The 13858-nt window shown below is 62.5% G+C and carries 9 protein-coding genes; all 9 read left to right on the forward strand.

The genetic code is table 11. From position 1 onward, the window contains the following. Positions 1–3: 3 nt before the first annotated feature. The 9 genes from MFP24_RS15605 (at position 4) to MFP24_RS15645 (ending at position 13505) form a co-directional block, all read left to right on the forward strand. On the forward strand, positions 4–555 hold the full coding sequence (locus tag MFP24_RS15605; RefSeq protein WP_249231417.1) for a winged helix DNA-binding protein: 552 nt from the start codon (positions 4–6) through the stop codon (positions 553–555). After that, positions 552–4205: a hydantoinase B/oxoprolinase family protein gene (locus MFP24_RS15610; RefSeq protein WP_249231416.1), complete on the forward strand. Its 3654-nt coding sequence runs from the start codon at positions 552–554 to the stop codon at positions 4203–4205. Before MFP24_RS15605 ends, MFP24_RS15610 begins: the two co-directional genes overlap by 4 nt. Continuing rightward, positions 4202–4981, forward strand: coding sequence for a putative hydro-lyase (locus MFP24_RS15615; RefSeq protein WP_249231415.1), 780 nt, complete (start codon positions 4202–4204; stop codon positions 4979–4981). Before MFP24_RS15610 ends, MFP24_RS15615 begins: the two co-directional genes overlap by 4 nt. 383 nt (positions 4982–5364) lie before the next feature. Next, positions 5365–5865, forward strand: a complete 501-nt coding sequence (locus MFP24_RS15620) for an RNA polymerase sigma factor (protein WP_249231414.1) — start codon at positions 5365–5367, stop codon at positions 5863–5865. A gap of 73 nt (positions 5866–5938) precedes the next feature. After that, entirely contained in the window at positions 5939–6922 is a 984-nt protein-coding gene (locus MFP24_RS15625) for a FecR family protein (protein ID WP_249231413.1), read from the forward strand. A gap of 216 nt (positions 6923–7138) precedes the next feature. After that, positions 7139–9781, forward strand: coding sequence for a TonB-dependent receptor (locus tag MFP24_RS15630; protein ID WP_249231412.1), 2643 nt, complete (start codon positions 7139–7141; stop codon positions 9779–9781). Position 9782: 1 nt separating this feature from the next. Continuing rightward, positions 9783–10625: an energy transducer TonB family protein gene (locus tag MFP24_RS15635; RefSeq protein WP_249231411.1), complete on the forward strand. Its 843-nt coding sequence runs from the start codon at positions 9783–9785 to the stop codon at positions 10623–10625. Positions 10626–10931: 306 nt separating this feature from the next. Further along, positions 10932–11726: a Slam-dependent surface lipoprotein gene (locus tag MFP24_RS15640; protein WP_249231410.1), complete on the forward strand. Its 795-nt coding sequence runs from the start codon at positions 10932–10934 to the stop codon at positions 11724–11726. A 204-nt stretch (positions 11727–11930) separates the two neighbouring features. Then, positions 11931–13505, forward strand: coding sequence for a surface lipoprotein assembly modifier (locus tag MFP24_RS15645; RefSeq protein ID WP_249231409.1), 1575 nt, complete (start codon positions 11931–11933; stop codon positions 13503–13505). The last annotated feature ends 353 nt before the right edge of the window (positions 13506–13858 follow it).

Genomic DNA, 13858 nt, shown 5'->3' on the forward strand with positions numbered 1-13858 from the left:
ACTGTGTCAAAACCGATTACCCCAACGCCTGACGGCGCCGACGCGACGAGCAGTGCGGATCGCATTCTGTCGTCGGCGCATCTGGCGACCGGCCTGTATCCCGAATTATCCGAACTGGAGTTCGGCATGATCGTCGCCTACAACGCGTTCAGCCGTTGGATCACGCGATGTATGGCGGGCGCGGGCGAAGCCGATCTGGCCGTCAACGATATCCTGGTGCTGCACCACGTGCACCATCGGGGGCGCAGCAAGAAGCTGGCCGACATTTGCTTTACGCTCAACTATGAAGATTCGCACGTCATCAACTACTGCCTGAAAAAGCTGGTCACCCTGAAGTTTATCCGCGGCGAAAAAATCGGTAAGGAAGTGTTCTATACCAGCACGCCGGAAGGCGCGGCGCTGGTGGAGCGTTTTCGCGACGTGCGCAATCGCTGCCTGTTGCCCAGCATGGCGGGCGAGGTGGCCGACGGCGAGGTGCTTTCCGCCATCGCCCGGCAGCTCAGAACGCTGTCGGGCCTTTACGATCAGGCCGCCCGAGCGGCGTCATCCCTATGAGCAATAAAAACTGGCAATTCTGGATCGACCGGGGCGGCACCTTTACCGATGTGGTGGGGCGCAAGCCCGATGGCGCGCTGGTCACCTGCAAACTGCTGTCGGAAAACCCGGAGCAGTATGACGACGCGGCGGTGGAGGGCATCCGGCGCCTATTGGGGCTGAAAGCGGACCAGGCGATCCCCGCCGACGCCATCGGCGCGGTGAAAATGGGCACCACGGTGGCGACCAACGCGCTGCTGGAGCGCAAGGGCGAGCGCCTGCTGCTGGCGGTGACGCGCGGCCTGCGCGACGGCCTGCGCATCGCCTACCAGAACCGCCCCAGGCTGTTCGACCGGGAAATCGTACTGCCCGAGCAGCTCTATGGCGAGGTGGCGGAGATCGACGAACGGCTGGATGCGGCGGGCGAGGTGGTGCGTCCGCTGGACGAGCGCGCCGCGCTGGCGGCGTTGCGCGCGGCGGCGGGGCGCGGTTATGCCGCCATCGCCATCGTGATGATGCACAGCTACCGCAATCCGCGCCACGAACTGCGGCTGGCGGCGCTGGCGCGCGAGGCGGGCTTCACCCAGATATCGGTATCGCATCAGGTTTCGCCGCTGATACGTTTTGTGGCGCGCGGCGATACCACGGTGGTGGACGCCTATCTGTCGCCGGTGCTGCGCCGTTATGTCGATCGCGTGGCGCGCGCGTTGCCCGGCGTGCCGCTGCAATTTATGCAGTCCAACGGCGGGCTGACCGACGCGCAGGCGTTTCAGGGCAAAGATTCGATTCTTTCCGGGCCGGCGGGCGGCATCGTCGGGATGGCGCAGGCGGCGCGCGAGGCGGGTTGCGAACGGGTCATCGGTTTTGATATGGGCGGAACTTCGACCGACGTGTCGCATTACGCCGGTGAATTCGAACGGGCGTTCGACACCCAGGTGGCGGGCGTGCGGCTGCGGGCGCCGATGCTGAGCATTCATACCGTGGCGGCGGGCGGCGGCTCCATTCTGAAGTTTGACGGGGCGCGTCTGCGCGTCGGCCCGGAGTCGGCGGGGGCCGATCCCGGCCCGGCCTGCTACCGGCGCGGCGGGCCGCTGACGGTGACCGACGCCAACCTGATGCTGGGCCGCATTCAGCCGGGACATTTTCCCGCGGTGTTCGGTCCGCAGGCCGACCAGCCGCTGGATCGCGAGGTGGTGGTGAGGAAATTCGCGGCGCTGGCGGCGGAGGTGTCCGCCGCCAGCGGACGCGCGGTCGGCGCCGAGTCGCTGGCGCAGGGCTTCCTCGATATCGCGGTGGCGAGCATGGCGAACGCCATCAAGAAGATCTCGGTGCAGCGCGGCTACGATATCACGCGCTACACGCTGGTGACCTTCGGCGGCGCGGGCGGGCAGCACGCCTGCCGGGTGGCGGACGAACTGGCGATGCCCTGCGTGCTGGTGCATCCGCTGGCGGGCGTGCTGTCCGCCTACGGCATGGGGCAGGCGTCGGTGGTGGCGATGCGCGAGCGGTCGGTGGAACAACCGTTGGACGCGGCGGGGCTGGCGCTGGCGGGCGAGATCCTGGACGCGCTGGCGGACGGCGCGGCGGCGGAGCTGCGTCAGCAGGGCGCGCAGGAGGAGGCGATCCGCGTCGAGCGCCGGCTCTATCTGCGCTATGAGGGCACCGACACCGCGTTGCCGGTGGCGGCTGACGCCCCGGACGCGATGCGCGCGCAGTTTGAGCGCACCTATCGCCAGCGTTTCGCCTTTCTGATGCCGGAACGTCGGCTGGTGATTGAATCGGCGGTGGCCGAAGCGATTGCCGCCCCAGAGGTGTACGATGATGCGCCAAGCGCCGATGGCGACGGCGCCGCCGCGCAGCCGGATGCCGCCGGACAGGTGGATATTCATATTGACGGCCGCTGGCGGCGCTGCCCGCTGGTGCGCGGCGGGGATTTGCGCCCCGGACAGCGCGTCGCCGGCCCGGCCATCATCACCGACGCCAACGCCACCACGGTGGTTGACGCCGGCTGGGGCGCTACGGTAACGCCCCGCCGCCACCTGCTGCTGGAGCGGGTGGAAGCCCGTCCGACGCGCGTGGCGCAGGGAACCCTGGCCGATCCGGTGATGCTGGAGATCTTCAATAACCTCTTTATGTCCATCGCCGAGCAGATGGGCTACCGCTTACAGAACACCGCCTATTCGGTGAACATTAAAGAGCGGCTGGATTTTTCCTGCGCGCTGTTCGACGCCGATGGCGGTCTGGTGGCCAACGCGCCGCATATTCCGGTGCATCTCGGCTCAATGGGCGCCAGCGTGCAGGCGGTGATGCGCGCCGGCGCCGGCGAGCTGCGCCCCGGCGACGTCTATATTCTCAACGACCCCTACGCGGGCGGCACCCATCTGCCCGACGTCACGGTGGTGACGCCGGTATTCAGCGCCGACGGGCGGAAGCTGCTGTTTTACGTCGGCTCGCGCGGCCACCATGCCGATATCGGCGGCCTGACGCCGGGCTCGATGCCGTCGGATTCGCGGGTTATCGAAGAAGAAGGGGTGCTGATCACCCCCTTCAAGCTGGTGGCGGACGGCCGTCTGCGCGAGGCCGAACTGCGCGAGCTGCTGCTGGGGGCGCGCTACCCGGCGCGTAACGTCGAACAGAATCTGGCCGATCTGCGGGCGCAGATCGCCGCCAACGAAAAAGGCCGCGAAGAGCTGCTGCGCATGGTGGACGCTTTCGGGCTGGAGGTGGTGCGCGCCTATATGCGCCATGTGCAGGACAACGCCGAAGAGTCGGTGCGTCGCGCCATCGCCAGCCTGAGCGACGGAAGCTTTACGCTGTCGCTGGACAACGGCGCGCGAATAAGCGTGAAGCTGACGGTGGATCGAGCGCGCCGCGCCGCCACGCTGGACTTCTCCGGCAGTTCGCCGCAGCAGCCGAACAATTTCAACGCGCCGCGTGCCATCACCTCGGCGGCGGTGCTCTATGTGTTCCGCACGCTGGTGGAGGACGATATTCCGATGAACGAAGGCTGCCTGAAGCCGCTGACGCTGGTGGTGCCGGAAGGCAGCATGCTCAATCCGCGCTATCCGGCGGCGGTGGTGGCGGGCAACGTCGAAGTCTCGACCTGCGTCACCAACTGCCTGTACGGCGCCCTGGGGGTGATGGCGGCCAGCCAGCCGACCATGAACAACCTGACGTTCGGCGACGGCCGCTATCAATATTACGAAACCATCGCCGGCGGGGCGGGGGCCGGCGGGCGTTTCGACGCCCAGGGCCGCCCGATCGGCGGGTTCGACGGCGCCGACGTGGTGCAGACGCTGATGACCAATTCGCGCCTTACCGATCCCGAAGTGCTGGAGCTGCGCTATCCGGTGCGCGTGGAGCGCCATGAAATCCGCCGCGGCTCCGGCGGCGCGGGGCGCTGGCACGGCGGCAACGGCGCGGTGCGCACGCTGCGTTTTCTGGCGCCGATGACGGTGTCGCTGCTGGCCAACGGCTGGCGCAATCCGGCTTTCGGACTGGCGGGCGGCGCGTCGGGCGCGCCGGGGCGCAGCCGCATCATCCGGGCCGACGGCCGGGTGGAGCCGCTGCGTCATGCCGATCGGGCGCAGCTGCAGGTCGGGGATTGCTTTGAAATAGAAACGCCGGGCGGGGGCGGTTTTGGCCCGCAGCAACAGGAGGAGAGCAAATGACCACGCCAGCGCTTGAAGCCCGTCTGCGCATTCGCAGCGGAGCGCACACCGGGCATACGGGCGGGCTGGCGCCCGGTTACGTGCAGGGCAATATCGCCATCCTGCCGGCGTCCTGCGCGGCCGATTTCCTGCGCTTTTGCCAGCGCAATCCGCAGGCCTGCCCGCTGCTCGCCGTTTCCGAGCCGGGGGAGCCGATACTGCCGGCGCTGGGGGAGGGGATCGATATTCGCACCGATGCGCCGCGCTACCGGCTGTGGCGCGACGGCGAACTCAGCGAGGAGTGCGATGATATCCGTCACCTCTGGCGTAAAGATCTGGTGAGCTTTGTGATCGGCTGTTCGTTCTCGTTCGAACAGGCGCTTATCGAGGGCGGTATTCCCCTGCGCCATGTGCAACAGGGGCGCAACGTCGCCATGTATCGCACCAGCCTGCCCACGCAGCCCGCCGGACCGTTCCACGGTCCGCTGGTTGTCTCGATGCGTCCGCTACGGCCGGCCGACGCCATCCGCGCCATCCAGATCACCTCGCGGTTTCCCGCCGTTCATGGCGCGCCGATCCATATCGGTATGCCCGAGTCGATCGGCATACGGGATCTCGCCGATCCCGACTACGGCGACGCCGTGGAGATCGGCGCCGACGAGCTGCCGGTGTTCTGGGCCTGCGGCGTCACTCCCCAGGCCGTCGCGGTGGCCGCCCGCCTGCCGCTGTGCATCACCCATGCGCCGGGTTGCCTGCTGATCACCGATCTGCTCAATTCGCGCATGGCCAGCCTGTAATCAGGGCGGCCCTCACGCTCACGAACCTGGAGTGAGGCGGCTTAAAAGCATCTGTCTGGGAACGTTATCGATCCCGCACCACGTCCCGGCGGGCCCGATCGACCAGCGACAGGTAGCGTTGCAGGCGCTCTTTCCGCCGGATCCGGCGCCGAACATGAATTAATGTTAATGCAAATACAAATGATTACCATTTATAACCAAGTTTCCCTATATTAAGGAAACTTGGTTAACGGTAATCCTGTGGCGGCAAGGTGCCCATAGTCTTCGGCATCGGGTCTGAATGACGCCAGGGCGCCGTGTGCATCGGATGGCAGGGCTATGCATGACAGCACTTTCTCTACAATAACGCGGTTGCGGACGGCGCTAACAACGGGGCCGCGTTGATGTGGGACCTCAAACGCCTGTTCCAGAAACACTCCCGGGACATCAACCGTTTTCTCCGCAAGCGGGGACACCGCCCGGACGTGGCGGCGGATTTGACCCAGGATGTCTTCCTGCGCATATTGTCCGCCGCGCCGCCCGAACGGGACGACAATCCCCTGGCCTATCTGCGCCGTGTCGCCCGCAATCTGTCGATCGACCTCTATCGCCGCGAACAGCTTGTTGAAAAAGGCGAACTGCCCGACGAGGAGTACGGCGGGGTAGCCGATCCCGCCCCCAACCCCGAAACGATAAACCATGACCGCCAGCGGCTGGCGATGGCGCACCGGGCGCTGATGGAACTGCCGGAAAGGACGCGGCGCGCCTTTGAGCTGTATCGCCTGGGCGATATGACCATCGCCGAAGTCGCCGCCGAACTGGACCTTTCCGTGTCGCGCACCTGGTCGCTTATCCAGCACGCATACCTGCACCTGCGCAGCCGACTCAAGGAGGGTGGCGATTAATAGGCGGCGCGGGGTGAAAATTTTCTCCCTACATTCGTTAATGATAACGTAGAGGCGAAAATCGACTTTTCCCTTGGTTTTTTTCCTGGCGCGGCGTTATCACCGGATTGATTTATCTATGACTGAAAAAACGTCGCAAGACGATAAATTATTTGCCGAGGCGTTTGACCTCATCATCCGCCAGCAGACCGAACCGGCGAATCCGCTGGTGCGTGAGCAGATCCGGCGCTGGCGTGGGCGCGATCCCTCCCATGAGGCGGTCTGGGCCGAAGCCATGGATATCCACGTTATGGCGGGACAGGTGGTGCAGGCCCGCCGCGGGGCAAGCCGGGCGCCGGCGGGCATCTCGCGCCGCTCCCTGGTTTTCGGCGGCGCGGCGGCGCTGGCCGCATGGGGCGTCGGCTCGCTGGTCGCTCCGACCGTACTGCTGCGCGCCCGGGCCGACCATATAACGGCGACGGCAGAACTGCGGCGCATTTCCCTGGCCGACGGCACGCTGGTCGCGCTCGGCCCCGACAGCGCCATTCGCTCGCGCTTCACGCCGCACGGCCGGCGCGTGGAGCTGCTTTCCGGCATGGCGTTCTTTGAGGTGGCGCCGGACGACGAGCGTCCGTTTCAGGCGCTTGCCGATGACCTTGAGGTGGCGGCGGCCGGCGCGTTCGACCTTGGCTGGAACGCGGGCTTTCTGTCGGTGGCCGTCGAGCGCGGGCGGGCCGTGGCCGCGTCGCCGGGGGGCGGCGGGACGCTGGCCGCGGGAGAGTGGCTGACCTTCGACCAGGAGAGCGGCGGCGTTGAGCGCGGCTGGCGCGAGCCGGGCCGGATCGCCTTATGGCGCGACGGCCTGCTGGTGGTGGATCGGGAGAGCGTCGCTTCCGTTGTCGCGCGGATCGCGCGCTGGCAGCCCGGCCGGGTGGTGATCGCCACGCCGGACCTCGGGCGGCGGCGCGTCAGCGGCGTGTATAACCTCACCTCCCCGGAGAGCGCCCTGCAGGCGGTGGTGCAGCCGCACGGCGGCACGGTGCGCCGGCTTTCCTCCTGGCTGACGGTGGTTTCTTAATGGTGCTCTAAAAACGGCCGTTGCGTTTCCCATAAGCACAAATATTGCCGCGGTAAAAATTGTCATTTCAGGGTGAAAAATTCTCATTCTCATTCGTTTCCATTAGCAGGAGTCGGCGACAGTCGGCCATTCGGGGAATTGTGTGAAACGAATTGGGGCCTGATAAGAATGACGCTTATAAATAAAAAATTAAAAAATAAACCCGGGGCGCGACGGATGCTGATTGCCGCCTTGATAAATCTGGGCGGCGCTTCGCTGGCGACGGGAGTGATGCAGCAGGATGCCTGGGCCCAGACCGCGCAGCAGACGGCGTTCAATATTCCGGCGGGGCCGCTGGCCGGGGCGCTCGCCGAGTTCGGACGCCAGTCGGGGCGGCAGGTGACCTATGATCCCGGCGTCGCCGCCGGCAAGCGCTCGCCGGGCATTTCGGGGACTGTCGCGCCCGAGGCGGCGCTGGCCCGACTCCTTGAGGGATCGGGGCTCTCCTATCGCCCTATCGGCGCCGGCACTTTCACTATCGAGGCGGATATCGCCGACGCCTATGCGCCGGGCGTCGGCGATGACTCTCTGCTGCTCGATACCATTACCGTCACCAGCGAGGGCGGCGTCAGCCCGGCGGACGAACCCTATCGCGGCGCGGGTTCGCGCGCCTATATCTCCGGCGAGCAGGTGGAGCGCTTTCGCGGCACCTCGGTGGGGGATTTTCTGTCCGGCGTGCCGGGGGTGCTGAACGGCGACGCGCGCAACTCCGGCGCGCTGGACGTCAATATCCGCGGTATGCAGGGGCAGGGACGCGTGCCGGTGGTGATCGACGGGGCGACGCAGGAGACTACCACATATCAGGGATATAACGGTTCCACGGCGCGCAGCTATATCGACCCCGACTTTATCGGTTCGGTCGCCATCGAAAAGGGGCCGAGCGCCGGAGCCGACGCCACAGGCGCCAGCGGCGGCGTGGTGCGCGTCAGCACCATCGGGGCAAAGGATATTCTGTTGCCCGGCCATAGTTTCGGCGTAAGGCTGAAAGGCGGTTTTAATACTAATAGTTCATCTCCGCCGGCGGCGGGAACCTCTGGAGGTTATGTCCCCCAATCTTTCGTGGGACGGCAATACGGATTGGATCGGCCGCCGTTTCTTAAACCGACCGGCGGCTCCGGCAGTATCGCTGTAGCGGGCGTCACCGAGCATCTGGAGGTGGTGGTGGCCTATGCGCAGCGCAAAAACGGTAACTACTATGCGGGTAAAAAAGGCGGTGATGGAGCTCGCCCAGTCAACGCAAGGAACCAGTATGGCAATCCAACGATCAAAAATGATGGGTTGACCCTCTATCGCTCCGGTGAAGAGGTGCTCAATACCTCTATCGATAATGAATCCTGGCTGCTGAAAACCAAGCTAAAGTTGAACGACGGCCATGCGCTGGAACTGGCCTACTCTCGCTATCTAAGCGATTACGGCCAGGTTTTAGGAAGAGCGTCGATGGATTCCACTTTGCAAGGGCTGCTTAGCTCCATCGATCTGGATACCTGGACCGCACGCTACCGTTGGAAGCCGAAAGATAGCGATCTTATCAATCTGAAAGTGGATAGCTTTTTTACCGAGGTGGATAACCGTATTAACTCAGCGGCTGAGTCTTATTATCAGGATCCCGTTGGGAATAATGTGACACGATTCTGGGTGGGATCGGAGCGGCGCGGTGTTACCGCCTCCAATACCTCGCGCTTTTATACTGAAGTGGGGGATTTCAGCCTGGAATACGGCGGCGCTTTTACCAGGGAAAATGTAGGTTTGCCCGATGGTGTCGATCGGGATTGGTACAGGTCTTTTTGGGGCCTTCAGCGCGAGGGCTGGCGCAAGGAGAGCAGCGGCTTTACCTCGCTGGAGTGGAAGCCGCTGAGTTGGCTTACCCTGAACGGCAGTGCGCGCTATTCGCACTTCGAGTCGCAGGATGACTATCAGGGTAATAGCGAATCTTTTAAACGTTCCGATAACGGTTGGTCGCCCATTGCCAGCATAACTGTGGAGCCGCTGGATGGACTCCAGGTTTATGGCAAGTACGGCAGCGTGCTGCGCTCCCCCAGCATTTTCGAATCCCTGACCAGCCTCTCCTTTTACTTTCCGGCTACAGAGAATCCGGTGAAGCCAGAGCGTAACAATAGCCTGGAATTCGGTGTTAACTACCTGAAAGACAATGTCTTTATAAATGACGATAAGCTACGCCTGCACGCCGCTTACTTCTCCAACCATATCGACGACTATATTACCCGTTCGCATATCTATCGCGGGCTGACCTCAAAGGGCCGTCCCAACTATAATCTGGGCCGGCTGAACCTTGACTATGCTGAGATGCGCGGTTTTGAAGTCTCGGCGCAGTATGATACCGGGCGCTACTACGGCAGCCTGGCATGGAACCACTATACCCACGTAATGTTCTGCGCGCCGCAGGGGAAAATACATCCGAACTACGCAACATGTTCCGCCAGCGGGCTGTACAACAGCTTTTCGCTGCAGCAGGTGCCGCCGAAAGATACGGTGACGCTGGATCTGGGGGCACGCTTACTGGAGCAGGATCTTACCGTTGGCGCACGCCTGAACTATATTGGCAGCCGCTATGCAAAGAACGATACCCAGGGCACTGAAGGCGTTACTCAAGGATCGTCGGGCGTCGGTTTTGTTCGGGCCTCGCGCTGGAACCCCTATGCACTGGTGGATCTCTACGCCAGCTATAAGCTAAACCCCAATGTGCAGCTCGATCTGACGGTGGATAACCTGACGGACCGCTACTATGTGGATGCTATAGGCGCTGCTTTGTTGCCGGCACCAGGCCGTACGGTGCGCGGCAGCGTGACCGTTAAATTCTGATATGAATTCTCTTGCGAATAATGGCGATGGGCTGGTCGGCGCGGCGCGCTGGAGCTGCGCCAGCCTGCTGGCGCTGGCGTTTCATAGCGGCGGCATTCTCTGGATGCTGCACGAGCCGCTGATGGCGGCGGCCGACAGCGTGCCGCCCGCCTCCATCATGATCGAACTGGCCGATATGCCGCAGGCCGCCGCCACCGACCATAACGAGATATCAACCGAACGGCAGAATTCCCAGGCGAGTCAGGCGGCGGAAAAGGTGGAAACGCCCAAGGAGCCGCCGCCCGAGCCGCAGGAATATACGCCGCAGCCGCAGCCGCCCGAACCGCTCAAAGAGCCGCGCCTTGAGCGGAATGACCGGGCTGCGCTCAAGGTGCCGGCGGCGCGCAAACCGCCGCCGCAGCGGCAAACCGAGCGTAGCAAACGTCCCGAGGATGCAGCAAAGCCGCGCCAGCAGCAACAGGCGGCTTCGCGTCAGACCGTTCGCGCCCAGGCGCAGGCCGCCCCGTCGGAGCGCACCGCGGCGCGGCAATCTACCGCCGGCGCCTCCGCCGCTTCCGCCACCTCGGCTAAATGGCAGGCGCGCCTGATGGCCCATCTGGAACGGCGCAAAAAGTACCCGCCGGGAGCGCGGGCGCGGGGAGAGATCGGTACGGTGTTTATCCGTTTCAGCATCGACGATGCCGGTAACGTGCTGGACGCGCAGCTGGCGCGCTCTTCGGGCTTCGCCGAACTGGATCGGGAGGTGCTGGCTCTGGTGCGCCGCGCCTCGCCGGTGCCCGCTCCGCCCGCCGGCATGCCGCACGCCATTACCGCGCCGGTGCGCTTTAGCGTGCGGGATCGCTAGCCTGTCGGGGAGTCACTTCCCCGGCGGCGTTTATACCCTTTTTTATTACCTTATCCCGTTATAGCTATTTCTACTTTTTTATCTCAAATAAGAATAAAAATAACAATAATAACTATTCGTATCTTTGTTGAGATGTGTATATATATTAACCAATATAAGCATCGCTTATCTTTTATGAATGGTTAGGTTGGGTGGAAAGTAGCGCAGCGATGCTTTACCGGGCATACGGGAGACGCCCTGTATCAAGGCGTTTCCTGGCGTGCAACACGCAGTATCCGTAGGTTAATCATTCGAGAGGAATAGAAAATGAATATTGTTTTAAGAAAAACATTGCTGGCCCTGGCAATTGCCGGCACGGCCGGTGCCGCTCAGGCCGATATCGTCAGCGGGCAGAGTTATACCGAAACCGATGGTATCCGGTTGGGAGCGGCAACCTTCCAGAATCCGGGCGTCGCTGGCGCTGGAGTCGACGGACAGTTGTTAAACCAGCTTGCGCCGGCAACCCATTTCGCACTGGCAGATTATCAGGATAGTACCGGCGTCTACACCTGGAGTGGTCGCGAGATCGTAGCCGATGGCGCCGCGCCTGGTCCGGATACGCCGATAGATCACAGCGGTATAGGCGTCTGGTCCTTTGCTCAGGTGGGCAGTCAGGATGTCTGGTTCGGCGAATGGGATGCCGAAGCGGCAGAAGGTGATGGCGCCATCGGCGATAAGGTCGCCGGCACCCATACCGCCTGGTACGTGGGTGAGAGTGGCGACGTAGCCACCACGCTTCCTACCGGCGCGCCGGTAACCTACACGGTGCAGTCGATCAACAACTACACCGGCGCGACGCTGCCCACCAGTACGCTTACCGCCAACTTTGACGGCCTGACGGCCAGTTCCACCGGCGATATTTCCTTCTCCGGCGGGGCTATCACCAATACCGGTTCCGACGTACAGCTTGCCGCCAACGGCGTGAACGTCGCCAGCAGCGGCGGCACCAATGGCGATCTGGCCGGTAACTTCTTCGGCACCGGCGCGGCGGCGGTAGCGGGGATCGTCACTTTCGCCGATCGCAATCAGGACACCGCCTTTGGGGGCAGCAAAAATCCGTGAGCGATAACCATTACTCTGGCGCAATAAGTCAGCATCTCGGCCGTAGCCGCAGTGAGGTATAGCCGACGATGAATTCCGCTTGCGCATGTACCGGGAGCAGGGGCTTGCTCCAGCTTGCCTCTGCTCTTTTTCGCGTTCGTCCCTGAATCGCTGGCGCAATGGTCGCCGGGACGTGCGTAGTGGCATTTTCCGGGATATCTATCTATGTCGTATCAGCTGGATTTGTTCGCCGTAATCCAATCAGAACAATGGCGCAGAAAGCGTTTTTTCCCGTGGGCGACGCCGGGTCGATTTGCCGTGGCCGCCATTATCCGCGTTTTTATCTTTTTTCTCTGCCTGCCGCTGACGGGCGTCGTTGTGGCGCAGGAACGCGACGATACGCGCCGCCTGCTGGAGCAGAGCATCGAGAGCCGGGCGTTTGAGCGCGAGCGCGAACTGCTGCGCGACGAACGGGAACAACCCGCCGCAAGCCGGCCGACCCTTACCCTTGACGGCCGCACCTATACCGTCGAACGTACCGCCGCCGCGTTGGGGCAGGCCCTCTATCTGTCATTGCAGCATCGACAGTGGGGGGCGGCGCGGCGTTTTCTGGATGAATACCTAACCTTGCCGGACCGCGATCCCCTGCTGGTGCACTATGCCAGGGGAATGTTGGCCCGCGCGGCCGGACAGCTGGCGCAGGCGGAGGCGGAATTCCGCGCCCTGCTGGCGCTGCGGTCCGCCTTTCTGCCCGCACGGCTCGAACTGGCGCGCGTACTGTTCGAGGACGGTCAGGAGCGCGAGGCAGAACTGGCGTTTGCGGATATCCTGGCGTCCATCAATGCCGCGGATCCCAAAACGGCCGGAGTGCGCAAGACGATTGCGGCTTACCGCAATGCGCTAAGACAGCGCAGCGATTGGCACGGCTCCTTTTCCTTCGGCCCGACCTGGTCCGATAATGTCAACCGCACCTCGGCGAGCCAGACCTGCCTCTGGCAGTTGGCCAATGGTCTCTGTCTGGTGGAGCGCAAGCTGCCGGACGCCATCTCCGCCGGCGGCCTGGCCTTCGACGCCAGCGCGCAGCGGCGCATACCGCTGCGCGGACGCCACGGCCTCTATCTCCGATCGTCCCTGTATGGCGCGCAGTATCGCCATCACGGCGACTACAACGAAACCACGTTCACGGCGCAGGGCGGCTACAGCTATCGCGGCGGGCGGCATCAGTTACAGTTGGCCCCCTCCTTCGAATATTACCAATGGGGCAGGGAAGCGCTTTACGGCGCCTGGGGAGCGCATGCCGACTGGAGCTACATACCGTGGCGCAACGCGCTGCTAAAGCTGGAAGGCGAGTATAAGGATATGAGCTACCGGCGGCGGGCGTACGCCAATAATTTCGACGGCGCAACGCGCCAACTGTACGCCACCTATTATCATGAAGTGGGCGCCGGCTGGACGCTGTTCGGCGGCGTCGATTGGGTGGACAGCGATGCGCGGCTGGAGGCCAACGGCTACCGGCAGACGGGGCTACGCCTTGGCGCTGCCGTGAACTATTCCGGTTTTTCCGCCACGCTGTTCGGCGCCTACCGGGTACGGGACTACGACGCATACAACGCCCTGCTGGCGGCCCGCAGGGAAGATGACGAACAGAATTATACCTTGATCCTCAAAGCGCCGCGTTGGCAGGCGGCCGGCTTCGTTCCGGTCCTGACCCTGCGTCATAATAAAGTGAAGAGCAACGTGGACTGGCTCTACTCCTACGATCGCAACGATATCAGCCTGAAGCTGGAGCGCACTTTCTAAGCGCGGAAGTTTATTTATTTCCGGTAATTAGTGGGTATCGCTGATGTAAATGGATTTTTAAAATATAATAATGCTGTTATTTTTATTGGGGGTATGTAAAAGCTAACATCGCTTGAGTATCTGAATGTTATTCTGTTTTCTTAATATCCTATCTGATTTACCCAGGTAAATAAATCGCCGGATAAACTCCTCACGTAGAGTGTCTATATTTATAAAAAATATAAGCTATCTAACTATATCAATAGGGGCGCACTCTGGCATGTGCTGAATTTTATTCTAAGTTTTTTGATTTATTGGTTATTGATATTAAAGAAATTATTAAGAAATGGCGATGTTTTTTTACATTTGCGTTA

It is taken from the genome of Brenneria tiliae, from assembly GCF_023347575.1.
In the GTDB taxonomy this organism is placed as follows: Bacteria; Pseudomonadota; Gammaproteobacteria; order Enterobacterales; family Enterobacteriaceae; genus Brenneria; species Brenneria corticis.